The sequence below is a fragment of the Rhizobium leguminosarum bv. viciae USDA 2370 genome (assembly GCF_002008365.1).
Lineage (GTDB): Bacteria > Pseudomonadota > Alphaproteobacteria > Rhizobiales > Rhizobiaceae > Rhizobium > Rhizobium leguminosarum.
The window spans coordinates 605,370-623,707 of record NZ_MRDL01000036.1 but is presented as its reverse complement, the minus strand read 5'-3'; the positions used below and the strand labels follow the sequence as shown (position 1 = coordinate 623,707).

The window sequence follows — 18,338 nt, the reverse complement described above, 5'->3', positions numbered from 1 at the left end:
CGCCGCCTCACCGGAGCTTCAGCGTCGAGAGACCGAGCATGGCAAGGCCGACGGCGACGATCCAGAAGCGGATCACCACCTGGCTCTCGGTCCAGCCCTTCTTCTCGAAGTGATGATGGATCGGCGCCATCAGGAAGACGCGCCGGCCGGTCATCTTGAAGAAGCCGACCTGGATGATGACCGAGAGCGTCTCGATGACGAAGAGGCCGCCGATGATTGCCATGACGATCTCATGCTTGGTGGCGACGGCGACGGTGCCGATCGTGCCGCCGAGTGCCAGCGACCCGGTGTCGCCCATGAAGATGGCGGCCGGCGGAGCATTGAACCAGAGAAAGCCGAGGCCGGCGCCGATGACGGCGCCGAGCACGACGGCGAGCTCGCCGGTGCCGGGCACGAAATTGATCTGCAGGTAGTTCGCAAACACCACGTTGCCGGCGAGATAGGCGATGACGCCGAAGGAGGCGGCTGCAATCATCACAGGCACGATGGCAAGTCCGTCGAGACCGTCCGTCAGATTGACGGCATTGCCGGCCCCGACGATGACGAAGCCGCCGAAGACGACGAACATGATGCCGATATTGATCATGAAGTCCTTGAAGAAGGGAAAGGCAATCGAGGAGCCGAAGGTCGAGCCGGCAATCCCCGAAGCAAGGGCGGTGCGCATCATGAAATAGACGGCGATGCCGGCGATGACGAATTCGATGCCGAGACGCGCCTTGCCGGAAAAGCCCATGTGGCTCTGCTTCGTGACCTTAAGATAATCGTCGTAGAAGCCGATCGCGCCGAAGCCCAGCGTCACCAGCAGCGTGGCGACGACATAGACGTTGGAAAGATCGGCCCAGAGCAGCGATGCGCCGACGATACCGGCGAGGATCATCAGCCCGCCCATGGTCGGCGTGCCGGCTTTCTTGAAGTGCGTCTGCGGCCCATCGGCGCGGATCGGCTGGCCCTTGCCCTGCCGGATGCGCAGCGAATTGATGATCGTCGGCCCGAACAGGAAGACGATCAGTGCTGAGGTGAAGAGAGCAGCCCCCGTGCGGAAGGTAATATATCTGAACAGGTTCAGAAATTTGAAATATTCCGACAGTTCGACAAGCCAGATCAGCATTCAGGGCCCCTTGTTTACCCGATCAAAATTCGCGTTGCGTGTCGGCAAATGCCGGGAACTTGTCAAGGAGCGCGGCGACGATCTTGCCGAAACCGATGCCCAGAGACGATTTCACCATCAACACGTCGCCTGGCGCGACCGAGTTCAATACATAGTCCGTCAATTCGTCCGTGTTCTCGCGATAGTCGACGTGGACGCTTTCCGGCAACGATTCCTTCAGCGCAGCCATCTCGGCTCCAGCCAGCCAGACATGCTCGATGCCGGCCGCAAGCAGGGGCACGGCAAGGTCGGTATGGACCTTCTGCGCAGAGTCGCCCATCTCCAGCATGTCGCCGAGCACGGCGATACGGCGTCCGCGGCCGGTCGGCTCGGAGGCCGCCAGCAGCGCGATCGCCGCGCGCATCGAGGCTGGATTCGCATTGTAGCTCTCGTCGATCAGCATGAAGCTGCCGCCGCCGATTAAAAGCCGGTGGCGCTTGCCCCTGCCCTTTTCCGGCCTCAGCGTCGCAAGCGCTTCGATCGCCTTCTGCATATCGGCGCCGACGATCCTGACGACCCCGAGTGCTGCGAGCGCATTCTCGGCGATATGGCGGCCCGGCGCGCCGAGCGCGACTTCCAGCGTCTCGCCACCAATCGTCAGCCACAGCGTCGAATTCTCGTCGGAGCCATTGAATTCTGCGAGCCGGAATTCGGCCTTGGCATGCTGGCCGAAGGAATGGATATGCTCGATGCCGAGCGATTGCGCCGTGCGGTCGAGGAAATTGAACTGGTCGTTGTCGCGATTGAGCACGACATGGCCGCCGGATTCGAGCCCCTCGAAGATCTCGGCCTTGGCAGCGGCGATTTCCTTGATGTTCTTGAAGTTGCCGAGATGGGCCGGCGCGATCGTGGTGATGATGGCGACATCGGGACGGATCATCCCCACCAGCGGCCGGATCTCGCCGGGGTGGTTCATTCCGACTTCGAAAACGCCATAATCCGTATCCTCAGGCATGCGCGCCAGCGTCAGCGGCACGCCCCAATGATTGTTGAAGGAGGCGACGGAGGCGTGCACCTTGCCGCAGGGCGACAGCACATGCCGCAGCATTTCCTTGGTGGTCGTCTTTCCCACAGATCCGGTCACCGCGATGATCCGGGCCCGCGAGCGCTCGCGCGAGGCAAGGCCGAGCCGGCCAAGTGCCGCGAGCACGTCTTCCACGACGATCATCGGCACCGTCAGGCGGCCCATGGCGGGAAGCCTCGCCTCGCTGACGACGAGAAGGGAAGCGCCGTTCGCCGTCGCCATCGATGCGTAGTCGTGACCGTCGACACGGTCGCCCTTGATCGCGAAGAAGGCTTCGCCTGGAGTAATCGAGCGGCTGTCGATGGAAATGCCGGTGATGCCTTCGGGCAGCGTGCCGAAAGGGCGCCCCGCCATCGCTGCGATCATGTCTTCCGTCGTCCAGAGCCAGCTCAAGATTTCAACTCCTCCAAGGCCTTGCGCACCTCCGCATGATCGGAGAACGGCAGGGTGACGCCGCCGATCGTCTGCCCTTCCTCATGCCCCTTGCCGGCGACGATCAGCGTATCGCCGGATCTCAGCATGCCAACAGCCTCGCGGATCGCCGTGGCGCGATCGGCGATTTCCGCGGCGCAGCTTGCTGCTGCCATGATCTCCGCCCGGATCGAGGCCGGCTCCTCAGAACGCGGATTATCGTCGGTGACTATAACGACGTCGGCAAGTCGGCAGGCGATTTCGCCCATGATCGGCCGTTTGCCGCGGTCACGGTCGCCGCCGCAGCCGAAAACGACAATGACGCGGCCGGTGGTGAAGGGTCTGACCGAGCCCAGCACGTTTTCCAGCGCATCCGGCTTGTGGGCGTAGTCGACATAGGCGAGCGCGCCGTCTTTTGTATGGCCGACGAGTTCGAGACGGCCGGACGCGCCGGTGAGCTTCTCGAGCGCCGCCATCGCAACCTTTGCGGCCACGCCGGTCGACATGGCAAGCCCTGCCGCGACCAGCGCGTTGGCCACCTGGAAATCGCCGGCCAGCGGAATGTCTACCTCGAAGATCTCGCTGCCGATGTGTATCTCGGCCATCTGCTTGTGGCGGAAGTGCTCGACGCGCTTCAACGAGAGGTAATCGCCCTTTCGCCCAACGGTACGAATGTCGTGACCGGCATCGGTTGCGGTCTTGATCGCCTTCGACGACCACGGATCGTCGGCGAAGATCACCGCCGGTGAACCCTTCGGCAGCAGCGTATCGAAAAGCCGCATCTTGGCGGCCATATAGGCCTCGATCGTGGGATGATAATCCATGTGGTCGCGGCCGAGATTGGTGAAGGCAGCGGCAGCAAGCTTCACCCCGTCGAGCCGGCACTGGTCGAGGCCGTGGCTGGACGCTTCCATCGCGGCATGCGTCACGCCTTCTCCGGCGAGTTCCGCCAGCAGCGCGTGCAGAGACACCGGATCGGGCGTTGTCAACGAGCCATATTCGTTACGCGTCGGCGAGACGACGCCCGTCGTGCCGATCATCGCGGCCGCGTGGCCCGCATGCGCCCAGATCTGCCGGGTGAAAGAAGCGACGGAGGTTTTGCCCGCCGTGCCGGTGACGGCGACCATGGTATCGGGCTGCTTGCCGTGGAAACGCGCGGCGGCGATGGAAAGGAAACGGCGCGGCTCCTTGACCGCTAGCACGGGGATCGAAGCATCGACGGCTTGGGAGGCGATCGCGACGGCAGCGCCATGGCCGGCGGCATCAGCGATGAAGCCCGCGCCGTTCGCCTTGGTGCCGGCGACTGCGACGAAGGCATTGCCAGGCGCCACCTTGCGGCTATCCGAAGACAGGCCTGAGATATCAAGCAAGCCTGCCGGGCCTTCGAGCTGTGCTTCAAGTTCCGGAAACTGATCTCCGGCCAGGTCTCGCAATTTCATCGAACGCACTTTTCTCTCTTGAAGCCGGTTCACCCCTCGCGAATCGGCGTCGATATTCATTCACACTCAATAAGACACCAGCAAGGCCGATCCGCCCTCCCCGAATTTCGGCTCGATGCCGAGAATGGGGGCCGCGCGGCTGATGATCTCACGAGCGATCGGGCCGGCGGTGCCGGCGGAGATCGTTCCGCCATATTGCTTCTCACCGGTCTTCGGCTCGTCGCAGAAGGTGATCACGGCATATTTGGGATCATTGATCGGGAATGCGGCAATGAAGGAATTGAAGTTCAGCGTTGCCGAATAACGCCCGTTCACCACCTTGTCGGCCGTACCGGTCTTGCTGCCGACGGCAAAGCCCGGCACGCGGGCAACACGCCCGGATCCCTTGTAGCCGTTGAAATCAAGGAGATAGCGGATGTTGTCGCTGGTCGACTTCTTGATCACCTGCGTAGCGATCTGATCGGCCTGTTCGCGCGTGCGCGGCAGGAATGTCGGCTCGATCAGCTTGCCGCCATTGACGAGGGCGGCGGCGGCCACCCCTGTCTGCAGCGCCGTCGTCGAGACGCCATGGCCGAAGGAAATCGTGATCGAATTGATCTTCTTCCAAACGCGCGGCTGGCTCGGCATCTTCACTTCGGGCAGTTCGGTCTGCATCTTCGTCAAGAGGCCGAACTTGGTCAGATAGTCCTTCTGCGCATCGATGCCGACGATGTCGATGACGCGCGCCGTACCGATATTGGAAGAATATTGGAAAATCTCGGGAACGGTCAGCCAACGGCGCTGCCCGTGAAAATCGTGGATGGTGAAGCCGCCGATATAGATCGATTTGCTGGCATCGAAACTGTCGGTCATCTTCACCTTGCCGCTATCGAGCGCCATGGCCAGCGAAAAGGTCTTGAAGGTCGAGCCCATTTCGAAGGTGCCGTTGGTCATCCGGTTGAGCCAACCGTCCTTGGCGCCTTCCTGCGGATCGTTCGGATCGAAATCCGGCGCCGATGCCATCGCCAGCACTTCTCCCGTATGCACGTCGATGACCGCGGCACCGGCGCCCTTGGACTGGAAGTTGTTGACGGCGTTGACGACCGCGTCCCGCACGATGTTCTGCACGCGCAGGTCGATCGATAGCCGCACTGGCTCGAGCGGCTGATCGCTGGTCATGCCGACCGAGGCGAGATCGGCAAGCCCCTGGTCGTCGATAAATTTCTCCATGCCGGCGACACCGCGGTTGTCGATGTTGACGTAACCGAGGATGTGCGCGGCGGTCGACCCGCCCGGATAAAAGCGGCGCTTCTCCGGCCGGAAGCCGATGCCAGGAATGCCGAGCGCCAGGATCTGGCTCTGCTGCTTCGGCGTCAGCTGCCGGCGCAGCCAGGCGAAATGCGAGGTCTTGACCGAGAGCTTCTTATAAGTGTCCCTGACGTCGAGCTCGGGCAGCACCGTTGCAAGCTTCTCCACTGCCTCGTCGGCGTCGACGATCTTGTTCGGTTCGGCAAACAGCGAGACGGTGCGGATGTCGGTCGCCAGTACCTCGCCGTTGCGGTCGAGAATGTCCGGGCGCGAGGCCATCAGCCGGTCGGGCGGCAGAATGCTGGAGACGACCTCCTGATCCTTCATCGCATATTCGACGAGGCGGCCGCCGATGACGGCGTAGACGCCCATGAAGCCAAGGATCAGCAGGCCGACGCGGCTTTTCGCCTGCCCGGATTTCTTCTTGCGCGATCCCTCGATCGCCAGGCCGGCGGGGGAAGGACCGCCGAACCGGTTATAGACGCCGGCGGAGAAATGCGCCTGGCTCTTCAAAACCATGATGCGGGAAAGAAACGACATTATTCCTCCACCGATCCGGTTTCGATCTGGTCTGCATCCTCTGCCTCGCCGCGTGGCGCAGGCATCGGAATGGGCTGCGCCTTGGCGGTGGCTTGCGCGCCCTTGGCGGTGTCCGGCGCGCTCTTGGCGCTGGCCACGGTCGCGCCTTTGGCGCTGGCCTTGGCCTCCGTCACGTCAGGTACGGGAACCTCGGATTTCAGCATCGGCAATTCCTTGGCATGCACGAGCGCCGTCGATTCCGTCGGCTGCAGCTTCAATTCGTCATTATAGGCCTTGACCAGCCGCTCCAGCCGGTTCGGCTGCGATTGCAGCGCCCAGTCGGCCTTGAGAAGGTCGATCGTGTCCTTCTCAAGCTTGATCTCGGCTTCGAGGCGATGAACCTCCTCGAGCTTCAATTCGGCGCGGTGCTTGATCGTGTAGGTCACGGCGGCGGTGGCCGTCATGACGCCGATAAGCACGAGATCGAACGTTTTCAGCATATCAACCACCAAGCTTTCCGAGACTGGCAAGATTGGGAAACCCAAAGAGCGACATATCCGCGGCTTCGGCGGCGGCGTCCGTCCTCAGGCCGGCGCGCAGCTTGGCGGAGCGGGCGCGCGGATTGATCTCGGCCTCCGCCTCGCTTGCCGAAACCATCGCCTTGCCGATAGCCGCAAAAGTTGCCGCTCGCTCATGCGCGACCGGCAGATGCCGTGAACCCGACGCCTTGCCGGCGCGGTCGGAGAAGAATTTCTTGACGATGCGGTCTTCCAGCGAATGAAAGGTGACGACGACGAGCCGCCCGCCGGGCTTCAGCGCCGTTTCCGCCGCAAACAGCGCCTGCGCCAGTTCGCCGAGCTCGTCATTGACGAAGATGCGCAATGCCTGGAAGACGCGCGTTGCCGGATGGATCTTGTCCTTCATCTTGCGCGGCGTAACGAGCTCGATGAGACCGGCGAGATCGCGCGTCGTCTCAAATGGCTTTTCGGCGCGACGCTTCTCGATCGCATGCGCGATGCGCGGCGCCTGGCTTTCTTCGCCGAGAAAATGGAAGATGCGGATGAGATCGGCGACCTTGGCGCGGTTGACGACATCGGCGGCCGAAACACCTTCGGCCGACATGCGCATGTCGAGCGGTCCGTTCTTCTGGAAGGAGAAGCCGCGCTCGGCCTCGTCGATCTGCATGGAGGAGACGCCGATATCGAGCACGACACCATCGAGCCCGCCCTGCGGCGCATGATCGGCGAGATGCGAGAATTGCGAATGAACAAGCTTGAGACGACCACCATGGGCGGCGACCATCGCCTGCCCCGATGCAATCGCCGTCGGATCGCGGTCGAGCGCAATCACCTCGGCGCCGGCCGCAAGGATGGCCGAGCTGTAACCGCCCGCACCGAATGTACCATCGAGGATGAGCTTGCCGGGCGCGGGCGCCAGCGCCGCAAGCACTTCTTCGAGTAGAACAGGAATGTGACGAACCGGTCCGCCACCGGCATCAGTTGAACCTCCGCCAGGATTCGCCACCATTCCGTTCCCTCGTTCTTTCAGGAACGCTTGCCCGCCAGCTTGCGCTCCCCTCGTGCTTGCGCCTGTGCGGCCACAAAAGCCTGCGGCTGCCAGAGCTGAAAATGATCCGCCCGACCGACGAAGGTCACTTCGTCCGAGATACCGGTAAAGCCGCGAATGAAATCCGTGACCATTAGCCGCCCCTCGGCATCGAGCTTCATGAAGACCCCGCCTCCATGAATGAGAAGCGACATCTCGTTCGCATCCGGCGAAAACGGATCCTCCGCAGCAATCTGCCGTTCGAATCTTTCGAGAAGATCCGGACCGCCGATGCTGATCGCCGGAAACACAAAGTCCTGGAAGCAATAGAGCTCCTGAACATTGCGCTGCGCCAGCACGGAACGAAAAGCCGAAGGCACGGAAACCCTGCCCTTGGCATCGATCCTGTTGGTCGCGTTCGAAAGGAAGCGGTTCATGACACGAAACATCCGTTCCCGCAGGGATCCGGACCAAAAGACGCCCGAAACTCCCGATATCAGGCACAGCTTCGCAAGCCGGATGAGCCAAAACCCCTCCGACGCTTCCGGAGAGGAAGACGCCTTTGCTTTGCGATGAATGGGCAGGTGATTGCCCTGGTGCTGTGCGCATTTGGGATAGCATGGGACCATATGGGCGTCAATGGGATACGCCCATTTTGCAATGGACGCATGATCAAAAATTTATAAGCCGTTAAGTTTAACAAAGGGTTAGCATCGCCATCTTACAAACGACACGTAGTGGTGGCTAAGCGAACAAAATCAACCCCTGAATGCATTAACATCCGCTCGATAACAGTCAGTTTCAGCGACTTACGGTGAAAATCCGGCCGACGCGCCGCAAGATGTTAATCGCCAGTTGGCCTGTAAGCCGGGTTCTGTAAGGCTCCGGCGTGAACCGGAACGTGGCAGCCATTCCTCTGGGACAGCGTTCGCACGCTGCCTCGCGCAACCCACCCGGATGACTGGCCTGGAAACCAGCCGGAAGGCCTTTCGGCCTGCCGCGTCATCCCTATTCGGTCTTGCTCCCGGTGGGGTTTACCGTGCCATTTCCGTTGCCGGAGATGCGGTGGGCTCTTACCCCACCCTTTCACCCTTACCTGTCATGACAGGCGGTTTGCTTTCTGTGGCACTTTCCCTGAGGTCGCCCTCGCCGGACGTTATCCGGCACCGTGTTTCCGTGGAGCCCGGACTTTCCTCACCCTACCGCCTTTCGGCATTGGTAAAGCGCGGCTGCCCAGCCAACTGGCAGGGCTCCCATAAACGAGAGAGATCGCAATTGCTATCGAAATAAATGATATCGCTTGGAGCTATTCCAGCAAAAGTGCGCAGCGGTTTTGCGTCCGCAATTGCGTAGGAACAAAAGAGAGAGCACTTCCGTGATTCGGAGAAAAACGGAAATGCTCTAGCGAAATTGCGGTGTGAAATCCGTGGAGTAGCCCTCTTCGCCGATTCCGCCTGATAAAAGCAGCTCGGCCCCAAGCCGGCCGATTTCGTCCGAGCTCTTGGCCGACGTGCCGGCGCAGCCCGTCAGCACCGCGATCTCGGGCGAGGAAGTATAGCCAATCATCGGATAGCCGCTTTCCGTATGCGACACGACGCAAGCGGCCGTCGAAATCGAAAGCGGCACGATATTGGGCACAAGACCTTCAACGATGCGTTTGAGATGCGCGCGCACCGTATCGCGCCCCTCGGTCTTGAACCAGGCGCGCATCTCCGCGTCGTCGCTAAGCGCCAGATCGTCAGGATCGCCGCCGATCTTCAGGTAAAATTTGCCGTTGGGATACCGGATCGGCGGCAGCAGGTAGATATCGATGCCGGGCGCCCTGAGAATGAGCGACGGCATCGCGGCCAGGCGCACCGCGTCGGCCTCGCTTACTTCAAAGAGCGTCACGGTCCGGGCATAAACCGTCATGGCAACCGGCCGCGGCAACAGATTCTTCGCAATGGAAAATCCGCCCGCTGCCAGCAGCACCTTTGCACCGCGATAGGTCAGGCCACCGGCCGTCTCGACGGCGGCCCATCCGCCCTCGCTGCGGATCGAAATGACATGATCGCGGATGACGGCAGCACCTGCCTTTTCCGCCAGCAGCGATTGGGCTTTCACAAGCTTGCGCGGACTGATGTGGCCGGCCCCCCTCGCCTCGAAGACGCCCGTGCCCCCATCAGGAAAGGCGAAGAAGGGAAAGGCGGCCTTCAGCCCGGCCTCATCGAGAAGGCTGGTTTCGACGTTCAGCGAAATGGCGGCCCGCCGGGTCTTCTCGATATAATCGCCTCCCGTCGGCGCGACGGCGACGCAGCCCACCTCCCGATAGAAATCGATACCGCTGTCGCGGGCGATCTCGCCATAACGGCCGATCGAGCGGTTGGCGAGCAGTGCCCAATTGCGGTCGGGATCGATGGTACGAGTGATGCGCCCCTCGTCATAATGGCTGGCGAAGACGCCCTGATGCGCCTTGCGATCATCCGGCTCGTCCGGGCCAATCACCGCGACACCGTCCACTTGGCGCGCCAGATGCCGCGCCGCCGCTGCCCCCATCAGCCCGCGGCCGACGACGATGTATTTGAAATCGACTGCCATAACATTTCCCCTCAACCAAAGATCGGCGTCAGCTCGCCGCCGAAATCCTGATCCCCGAGCCTTCCTTCCGCCAGAAGCACCGCTCCCAGCCGCCCGAGCTCGTCGGAGGATTTGGCCGCGACGAAATTGCCGCCGGTCAGCACCGCGATGCGCGGCGACTGCGTAAATCCAGCATAGGGATAACCGGTCGGCGTGAAATTCGCCACACAGGGCGCCGATGTGACAGGGCAGCCGGCAAGCTCCGGCATCAGCTGCAGGGCGACACGCGCAAGATGATCGCGCTCGGGAGCACTGCCGTCGGAACGGAACCACGCGCCGGCATCCTCCAACTGGCTGAAAGAAAGCGCCTCAGTGTCGCCACCGAGCTTCAGATAAGTCTTGCCGTCGGGATAACGCACCGGCGGCAGGATATAGATGTGATCTTCTTCTCGGTCACCGAGCACGATCGTCGACGGCATGCCGCCGAAAACCGCCATCTCGCGCTCGCCGAGTTCGTAGAAGGCGACCGTGCGCGCCATCACCCTGGTATCGACGGGACGCGGCAGCAGGGTATGGAAATTGCTGAAACCGCCGGCGGCCACCAGCACACGTTCGGCGCTGTAGCTTCGGCAGCCGGCCGTCACCTCGACATGGGAACCGGTATCGCGCACGGATGTCGCGGTTGCCTCGATCAGCGAGACGCCGCCCTGTTCGGCAAGCATGGTCTGCGCCCGCACCAGCGCCCGCGGGTTGATGTAGCCGGCGCGCCTGCGCTCGAAATACCCGCTGAAATCCGGATCGACGGCAAGATAGGGAAACCGCCGGCGAAGGTCTAACGGCGCGATGGTCTCGATATCGCTGCCGAGTGTCCGGCTGACGGTCAGCGCCCTTTTGATATAGTCCTGCTCGCCCTTCTCAGGAGCGGCAAAGAGACAGCCGACCTCCGAATAGAAGGAAATGCCGCTCCTTGCCTCGATCTCGCGGTAGCGGTCGAGCGCGCGGGCGGCGAAGGTTCCCCAGGCAAGATTGCCGTCGAAGGTGCGGGTGATGCGCGCTTCGTCGTAATGGCTGGCGAAGACACCGTGATGAGCCTTGCGCTCCTCAGGCTCGCGCGGGCCGATCAGCGCGATGCCGTCGGCCATCGAGGAGAGATGCCGTGCGGCGGCAGCCCCCATCATGCCGCGTCCGATGATGATAAACCTGAAATCGACTGCCATATCCCACCTCGTTTCAAGGTGGGATATCACGGCAAGCGCACTGATTCACATCGCAAAATTGCCGCAAGGGAATTTCGTCAGGACGCGTCAGGCTATGCTCAGTCGAGCATCGCCAGGACCTTGCCGCAATAGGTCTTCGACACCGGGTTCATGCGCGTGGCGGCATGGCCGGCATTGTATTTCAGGATAGTGTTGCAGGTCTGCCCGCCGCCGAGCTGATGGGCAGCCGCCAGATACTTCATACCGTATTTGATGTTGGTCTCCGGATCGAACAGGCCCTTCTTCGAGCCGGAATAACCCATCATCCGCGCCGTCGCCGGCTTGATCTGCATCAGGCCGACTTCACCGGCGCTGCCGCGGGCGTTCGGATTGAAATTGCTCTCGACGCGCACGACAGCCTGGGCGAGTGCGACGGGCACGTCGTATTCAGCGGCATATTTGTTGATCAGTGCGGCATAGGGAATGCTCGTGGAAAAATCCGGCATGGCATAGCCGCTCTGGCGATCGACGGTTTTCAGCGAGATGGTTTCGGCCCGGGCACCCCAGTCATCACCAGCCAAGGCAACACTATATCCCGCCAGCAGCATGCCAACGCATGCCGCAGCACCAACAATCATATTCTTCATGTAGTCTCTTCACTCCGACCCAAAGAATTGCAGGACTGCGCGCCTCGCCGTCATCCGGTCACACGCGACCCAGGACTGGTCGCGTTCCGTAGCAATTCTTATCGTTTCATTTGGCGCTCATGGTTACACTTGAAAACAGCCGCGAGCGCTGTTCAGCGGGCGTTCTTAGACCATCGCAATGAGGAGATAATAGGGAAATGATGTGGCGAGGCGGTTTTCTCGCCGGCCGCGAGAAATCCGTCCTGATATCCGGTTCTTCCGGTCAGGTATAACGCGGCAGCGACGACAGCAGCCGGTGCAGCGTGTCGATCGTCGAGAAATCGGCGATGCCATCTACCCGTTGGGGCCGGAAATGGCGCTGGAAAGCTTCCACATCGCCCGCCGTTTTCTCGGAGAATTCGCCCGTGATTTCAGTGCCGTAACCATAGAGCGACAGCATCGACTGCAGCGCCTCGACAGGCTGGCCAGTATCGCCGCGCTGGAAGAAGCGCCCGCCGGTGATCGTTGCCGGCTCGACCCAGTGCCCGATGCCCGCCCGGTGGAGCTCGGCCCAGGGGAATTTCTCGCCCGGATCGACCTTGCGGATGGGGGCGACATCGGAATGCCCGAGCACCCGTTCCGGCACGATCGACCAACGTTTGACACAGTCGCGACACAATTCGATCACCGCGGCGATCTGCTCTTTCGGATAATCGGGGAGTCCGCCGGGATGGCCGGCATTAGCGATCTCGATGCCGATCGACAGAGAATTGATGTCCGTCTCGCCGTGCCAGCTGCTTTTTCCCGCATGCCAGGCACGCCGTGTTTCCGGCACGAGCTGCACCACCTCGCCGTTTTCATGCACAAAATAGTGGCTGGAAACCTGGCTCTCGGCGCGACAGAGCCAGTCGAGCGCGCCATCAGCCGTTGGCATGCCGGTATAGTGCAGCAGGATCATATCGGGATGGCGCCCGTCCGCCCGCTCGCCATGGTTCGGCGAGGGCTGCACGCGAGCGCTTCTGCAGTCGGCCTCGAAAGAGGTCATGCCGCGCGGCGTTCCTTCTCGATCGCCTCATAGGCCGCGTTCAGCGCCGCCATGCGCTCATTGGCGATCACATGGAATTCCTTCGGCACGCCGCGCGAGATCAGCCGATCGGGATGATGTTCGCTGACAAGGCCATGGTAACGGCGGCGGATGGTCGGGAAATCGTCCGAAGGCGAGACGCCGAGAACCTTGTAGGGATCGCCGCCGGACGAGACGTGGCGGGCAGCGATCTGCTCGAAGCGGGTCTCGCTCATCTCGAAGATCTCGCCGATATGACGCAGGAAATTCAGTTCCTTCTCGTGGATCAGCCCATCGGCCTTGGCGATGTGGAAGAGGCCGTCGAGCACGTCTTCCAGCACTGTGCAATTGGCTGCGCAAGTAACGCAGAGCGTGGAAAGCCGTTCGGCATAGGCTTCGTAGCCGGCGACGTCCTGGCGCGCGAGGTTGTAAAGCCTGGCGACGTTCTTTGCCTGATCCTGCGGGAATTCGAAGATTTCGCGGAAGGCTTCGACCTCCTTCTCGCTAACGATGCCGTCGGCCTTGGCCATCTTGGCCGACAGCGCGATGATCGCCACGGAGAAAGCCACTTTACGCCGGGTCTCGGGATCGCCTTCGAAAACCGTGCGGATAGCCTCGACCACCGCAGACAGCGCATTGCCTGCGGTATTGCCAATGGCATTCAACAGCTTTTCCCAGAAGGACATCGAAAATCTCACACACTTGTCAACTTATAACAAACAGCTTGACCAAAGAATCGCAGCCTTTGCAAGGCGACTATTGGTCGTAGGGCCGAACACAGTTTTCACGATTTGGTAATTGTCGCACCGCAGCAAACGATTCATCGCCCCGCTTTATCTTACCTTAAGGCCTGGCTAGCGGTCGCCGCCATTGGCCAGGCACGTAGGCTGCGGAGCGCGCGATGGAAATTTCCACAACAGATCCCCGACAGGCAGACCGGGCTTGAAACGATTATATCCGCACTTCCGGTCGCCTTTGCAGTTCAACACTGCAGAAAGGCGCATTTTTCGTAAATTCTTTACTTTACAGGGCCCTTTCCCTGCCGCATCCATGCGTTAGCTAACGCTGCCGCACCGAAACACCGTAGGAGGGATCATGGCCAAACAGAAAGTCGCAATGCTGACCGCCGGAGGCCTGGCGCCCTGTCTTTCTTCCGCCGTCGGCGGCCTCATCGAACGCTACAGCGACATCGCACCCGATCTCGACATCGTCGCCTACAAATCCGGCTACCAAGGGGTGCTGATCGGCGACAGCCTCGAGATCACCCGCCAGATGCGCGAAAAGGCGCCGCTGCTGCACCGCTACGGCGGCTCGCCGATCGGCAATAGCCGCGTCAAGCTCACCAATGCCGCCGACTGCGTCAAGCGCGGCCTGGTCAAGGAAGGCGAGAACCCGCTGCGGGTCGCCGCCGAACGTCTTGCCAATGACGGCATCACCATTCTCCACACGATCGGCGGCGACGACACCAACACCACGGCCGCCGACCTTGCCGCCTACCTCGCCGCCAACGGCTACGATCTCACCGTCGTCGGCCTGCCGAAGACTGTCGACAATGACGTCGTGCCGATCCGCCAGTCGCTCGGCGCCTGGACGGCCGCCGAAGTCGGCGCGCATTTCTTCGACAATGTCAGCAACGAACAGACGGCCGCACCCCGCACCCTCGTCATCCACGAGGTCATGGGCCGCCATTGCGGCTGGCTGACGGCCGCCACCGCTCGCGCCTATCTCCAGCGCACCAGCCGCAACCAGTATGTCGACGGCCTGATGATGGACGCGCATCTGAAAAGCATCGACGCCGTCTACCTGCCTGAGATGGCCTTCGACCTCGACGCCGAAGCCGCCCGCCTGACGGAAAGCATGGACCGCAACGGCCATGCCACGGTCTTTGTCTCGGAAGGCGCATGCCTCGACGCCATCGTCGCCGAGCGCGAAGCCGCCGGCGAGACCGTCAAGCGCGATGCCTTCGGCCATGTGAAGATCGACACGATCAATGTCGGCGCATGGTTCCAGAAGCAGTTCGCCAATCTCTTGAACGCCGAGCGTTCCCTCGTGCAGAAATCAGGCTATTTCGCCCGCTCGGCGCCCGCCAACGGCGACGACCTGCGGCTGATCCAGAGCATGGTCGATCTCGCCGTCGAAAGCGCGCTCAATAAAGTCTCCGGCGTCACCGGCCATGATGAAGGCCAGAACGGTAAATTGCGCACTATAGAATTCCCGCGCATCAAGGGCGGCAAGGCTTTTGACCTTTCGACGGCATGGTTTGCCGAAGTCATGGACAATATAGGCCAGAAATACAAAGAAGCGTGATTGACGGATGGTTAATATGATGTCTTTGCTTGTTCCCGAGGAATAGGAGGAGACACCATGTCACTTGAAGCTTGGCTCGCGTTTGCGGCGGCATCCGCCATCATGCTGGCCATACCGGGGCCGACGATACTGCTCGTCGTTTCCTATGCGCTCGGTCATGGACGCAGGACGGCGTTTGCGACGGTAGGCGGCGTGGCGCTCGGTGACTTCACCGCGATGACCGCTTCTCTCTTCGGTCTCGGTGCTGTTCTGGCCGCCTCCGCGACCCTCTTCACCGTGTTGAAGTGGATCGGCGGCGCCTACCTGATCTGGCTGGGACTCAAGCTCTGGCGGGCTCCCATCATCGGCGAACCGATTGCCGACAACGACAATCTGCCGGAGGAGAAGTCCCTCAAGATCTTCCTCCACGCCTATATTGTCACCGCCCTCAATCCGAAGAGCATCATCTTCTTCGTCGCCTTCGTGCCGCAGTTCCTCAATCCGGCCCTGCCCTTCCTCGGCCAGATGGCGATCATGGAAGCGACCTTCCTCGTGCTGGCGATCCTCAACGCTTCCACCTACGCGTTTCTCGCCCATGCCGCGCGCGGACTGATTCGCAAGGCGAGCATCCAGCGCGCCGTGAACCGAACCGGAGGCACTCTGCTGATCGCTGCAGGTGCCGTAACGGCCGGGTATCGTCGTATTGCAGCCTAGTAATACTCCGTGGTTGCCGGAATGCCACGAATAGGTTAATGGGGTCACCAGGGCTTAAGGTTTTTGGTAACTTTTATACGCTGCCGGGGCGGCGCGATTTCACGAAAGTGGCGGAATGGTAGCGATCGGATCATCCGGCCTGAAACGCAGTCTTGTCGTTTCCACGATACTCTGCGGCGTGATGACGGGATGTGCGAGCGTCGAATACACGTCCCAGGCCGAACTGACAGCCGCCCAGACCGTCGTGCCGATGCCGAAGCCCGGCGAAGATGCAACACTCGCCGCGATCCCGACAGCCGAAGGCGCAGCTGTCGCTGGCGCCACCATTCCTCAGGCATCACCCCCCTCCCTGACCGCAACGGCGATGCCGGCCGTGGCAACCTCTCAGCCTGCCGATCTCGCCATGCAGGCAGGCATACAGCCGGCAGCCTACGCGCAGATTCCGCTGACGCCCGAGATGACGGCGATCCAGTCCGTCGTGCCGACGCCGCGTCCGGGAGCGCCCGCACAGCCGACGACGCAGCTTGCCTTTGCCGCGACACCGCAAAACAGTGCGCTTGCAGCACTTGCCGCAGTTGACACCACGCCACGCGCCAGCATGGATTACGGTTTCGACGAATCCGGGCCGATCGATCCGCCGACGGCGCCCCCGATGTTCAGCGACGACGACAAAGACGATGCGCCGACGGTCGAAAAGAGCTTCGTCACCAAGCTCATCGCCAAATATTCGAAGGTCTACGAGATTCCCGAGACGTTGCTCCACCGCATCGTCCATCGCGAGAGCCGCTATAATCCGAAGGCCTACAACAAGCGCGGCTATTTCGGCCTCATGCAGATCAAGTACAACACCGCCAAGTCCATGGGTTATGACGGTGCCCCGGGCGGCCTCTTCGATGCCGAGACCAACATCAAATATGCCGCGAAATATCTGCGCGGCGCCTGGCTCGTCTCCGACAATAAGGAAGACGATGCCGTCCGCCTCTATGCGCGCGGCTATTATTATGACGCCAAGCGCAAGGGCATGACCGACATCGCCCAAGGCAACTACTGACAACACCAAGGCAATTGCTGAAACGGTGATCGCAGCTCCGGTCTATGGCTGCGGCTGCGCCTTTTGTTGTGACCCGGCCTGCTGTTTCGGCTCCCCCGATTGTGGCACGGCCGCCAGGATCGCCTTGAGCAGCGTCTGCGGCTGATAGTCGAGCCGGATTGGCGTCAGGCCGAGCCGGACGACGACCAGATTGGCGGAAGGCACGATCGCCATGCTCTGCCCGTCATGCCCCGTCAGCCAGAACGTATCCTCCGGCAGTCCGAACGCGGCGCTTGGGCCGCCAGGAGCGAGCCAGGCTTGGCCTTGCGTATACCGCCCGTTCGACGCTGCCGTCGGGGTGCGCATGGCGCCGACGAAACCCTCCGGCAGCAGCCGCTGGCCGTTCCACACGCCATCCTGCAGCAGGAACTGCCCGAAGCGCGCCCAGTCATGCGCCGTCGCATAGAGATAGGAGCTTCCGGCAAACGTGCCGCGCGCATCGAGTTCGAACACCGCGCTCGTCATGCCGAGCGGCGAAAACAAGGCGTCGTGCGGATAGGAAAAGGCGGCCTGCGCATTGCCGACCCTGTCCATCCAGATGCGTGACAAGAGCACGGCCGTACCGCTCGAATAGCGGAAGCGCTGGCCGGGTGCTGCCTCCATCGGCGCATTGGCCGGCAGCGATACCATGTCGGGATCGAGATAGAGCATGCGCGTCACATCGGCGACGTCGCCATAGTCCTCGTTGAAGGCAAGGCCGCTCTCCATGCCGAGCAGGTCGGAAACCTTGATCCTGGCGCGCGCATCGTTCTTCCACTGCGCCAGCAGGTTATCATCGTCGAAGGAGATCTTGCCGTCGAGCATCAGCCGGCCGAGGACCGCCGCATTCACGGTCTTCGTCATCGACCAGCCGATGAGCGGCGTCTTTGCCGAGAAGCCGGGGCCATAGGCATCGGCGACGATGCGGCCATTGCGCACCACGACGATCGCCCGCATTGCAGGGCCGGCCACGCCGGCATCGGCAAGCAGCGCGGCGATCTTGCCGTCCGCCGGGTTGCCGGTGCCCTCGCCCTCCGGCCACAAGGCGTCATTCGCCTGCATCTTGGCCGGCGGATCGAAAGGCGCTGCATTCGCCGCCGCCTCGAAATTGCCGTCCGGCACGCTCGCGCAGCCGAAAGCGCCGCGATAGAGCGCATAACTCGGCGCAAACAGTCCCATGAAGCGCGCCGTCACGCGGTCGTTGTCGCGGTCGACGCTGACACGCACGAGCCGCAGCAGCGGATTTCCGGGCGCCTGGACATCGTCATGAAGCACATCCTCGGCCCCCCGACCGGCGATGAAGACATTGGAGCAGACGATCTTGGCGGCATAGCCGTCGCCGACGCTGAGCAGTTCCGGCGGCCGGATGAAGAGCCAGCCGCCGGCAGTGATGACGAGGAGAACGAGAAGGAGAGCAAGCGCCTTCAGGATACGCAGGACAAATCGCATGGCATTC

Annotated in this window: 16 protein-coding genes and 1 other RNA gene; 3 read left to right on the top strand and 14 right to left on the bottom strand. The window is 61.8% G+C overall.

What is annotated here, in order from left to right; genetic code table 11:
* Nucleotides 1-7: 7 nt before the first annotated feature.
* From mraY to BS629_RS17865, 13 genes are all read right to left on the bottom strand, one after another.
* Nucleotides 8-1,108 carry a phospho-N-acetylmuramoyl-pentapeptide-transferase gene (mraY, locus tag BS629_RS17925; RefSeq protein WP_003541415.1) on the bottom strand — a complete coding sequence of 367 codons (1,101 nt, stop codon included), beginning with the start codon at nt 1,106-1,108 and terminating at the stop codon, nt 8-10.
* Between the two features lie 22 nt (nt 1,109-1,130).
* Nucleotides 1,131-2,564: a UDP-N-acetylmuramoylalanyl-D-glutamyl-2,6-diaminopimelate--D-alanyl-D-alanine ligase gene (locus BS629_RS17920; protein WP_018242864.1), complete on the bottom strand. Its 1,434-nt coding sequence runs from the start codon at nt 2,562-2,564 to the stop codon at nt 1,131-1,133.
* Nucleotides 2,561-4,081 carry a UDP-N-acetylmuramoyl-L-alanyl-D-glutamate--2,6-diaminopimelate ligase gene (locus tag BS629_RS17915; RefSeq protein ID WP_018242865.1) on the bottom strand — a complete coding sequence of 507 codons (1,521 nt, stop codon included), beginning with the start codon at nt 4,079-4,081 and terminating at the stop codon, nt 2,561-2,563. Before BS629_RS17915 ends, BS629_RS17920 begins: the two co-directional genes overlap by 4 nt.
* Before the next feature lie 6 nt (nt 4,082-4,087).
* On the bottom strand, nt 4,088-5,848 hold the full coding sequence (locus BS629_RS17910) for a peptidoglycan D,D-transpeptidase FtsI family protein (protein WP_018242866.1): 1,761 nt from the start codon (nt 5,846-5,848) through the stop codon (nt 4,088-4,090).
* The gene (ftsL, locus tag BS629_RS17905) at nt 5,848-6,327 is read right to left on the bottom strand and encodes a cell division protein FtsL (RefSeq protein WP_026188471.1); all 480 of its coding nucleotides are present in this window, start codon (nt 6,325-6,327) and stop codon (nt 5,848-5,850) included. The genes BS629_RS17910 and ftsL overlap by 1 nt, the downstream gene beginning before the upstream one ends.
* A 1-nt stretch (nt 6,328) precedes the next feature.
* The gene (gene rsmH / locus BS629_RS17900) at nt 6,329-7,354 is read right to left on the bottom strand and encodes a 16S rRNA (cytosine(1402)-N(4))-methyltransferase RsmH (RefSeq protein ID WP_018242868.1); all 1,026 of its coding nucleotides are present in this window, start codon (nt 7,352-7,354) and stop codon (nt 6,329-6,331) included.
* A 17-nt stretch (nt 7,355-7,371) separates the two neighbouring features.
* A complete protein-coding gene (gene mraZ, locus BS629_RS17895) occupies nt 7,372-7,809 on the bottom strand; it encodes a division/cell wall cluster transcriptional repressor MraZ (RefSeq protein ID WP_026188472.1) in 438 nt (145 codons plus the stop codon).
* Between the two features lie 410 nt (nt 7,810-8,219).
* Nucleotides 8,220-8,617, bottom strand: an RNA gene (rnpB, locus tag BS629_RS17890) — RNase P RNA component class A.
* 156 nt (nt 8,618-8,773) lie between these two features.
* Nucleotides 8,774-9,949, bottom strand: a complete 1,176-nt coding sequence (locus BS629_RS17885) for an NAD(P)/FAD-dependent oxidoreductase (RefSeq protein ID WP_018242870.1) — start codon at nt 9,947-9,949, stop codon at nt 8,774-8,776.
* An 11-nt stretch (nt 9,950-9,960) separates the two neighbouring features.
* Entirely contained in the window at nt 9,961-11,145 is a 1,185-nt protein-coding gene (locus BS629_RS17880) for an NAD(P)/FAD-dependent oxidoreductase (RefSeq protein ID WP_018242871.1), read from the bottom strand.
* 98 nt (nt 11,146-11,243) lie between these two features.
* Complete coding sequence (locus BS629_RS17875; RefSeq protein ID WP_077988334.1) at nt 11,244-11,771, bottom strand: lytic transglycosylase domain-containing protein; 528 nt, start codon at nt 11,769-11,771, stop codon at nt 11,244-11,246.
* A 262-nt stretch (nt 11,772-12,033) separates the two neighbouring features.
* Nucleotides 12,034-12,795: an N-acetylmuramoyl-L-alanine amidase gene (locus BS629_RS17870; protein WP_018242873.1), complete on the bottom strand. Its 762-nt coding sequence runs from the start codon at nt 12,793-12,795 to the stop codon at nt 12,034-12,036.
* Nucleotides 12,792-13,499, bottom strand: coding sequence for a J domain-containing protein (locus BS629_RS17865; protein ID WP_018242874.1), 708 nt, complete (start codon nt 13,497-13,499; stop codon nt 12,792-12,794). The genes BS629_RS17870 and BS629_RS17865 overlap by 4 nt, the downstream gene beginning before the upstream one ends.
* A gap of 409 nt (nt 13,500-13,908) precedes the next feature.
* Between BS629_RS17865 and BS629_RS17860 the strand changes: the two genes are divergently transcribed.
* The 3 genes from BS629_RS17860 (at nt 13,909) to BS629_RS17850 (ending at nt 16,864) form a co-directional block, all read left to right on the top strand.
* A complete protein-coding gene (locus BS629_RS17860) occupies nt 13,909-15,120 on the top strand; it encodes a pyrophosphate--fructose-6-phosphate 1-phosphotransferase (RefSeq protein ID WP_018242875.1) in 1,212 nt (403 codons plus the stop codon).
* Nucleotides 15,121-15,177: 57 nt separating this feature from the next.
* A complete protein-coding gene (locus BS629_RS17855) occupies nt 15,178-15,813 on the top strand; it encodes a LysE family translocator (protein ID WP_018242876.1) in 636 nt (211 codons plus the stop codon).
* A 115-nt stretch (nt 15,814-15,928) separates the two neighbouring features.
* Nucleotides 15,929-16,864: a lytic transglycosylase domain-containing protein gene (locus BS629_RS17850; protein WP_018242877.1), complete on the top strand. Its 936-nt coding sequence runs from the start codon at nt 15,929-15,931 to the stop codon at nt 16,862-16,864.
* 42 nt (nt 16,865-16,906) lie between these two features.
* On the opposite strand, the gene BS629_RS17845 is transcribed toward BS629_RS17850, so the two are convergent.
* Nucleotides 16,907-18,331 (bottom strand): serine hydrolase domain-containing protein, encoded by a 1,425-nt coding sequence (locus tag BS629_RS17845; RefSeq protein WP_018242878.1) that lies wholly within the window; start codon nt 18,329-18,331, stop codon nt 16,907-16,909.
* Nucleotides 18,332-18,338: the final 7 nt, after the last annotated feature.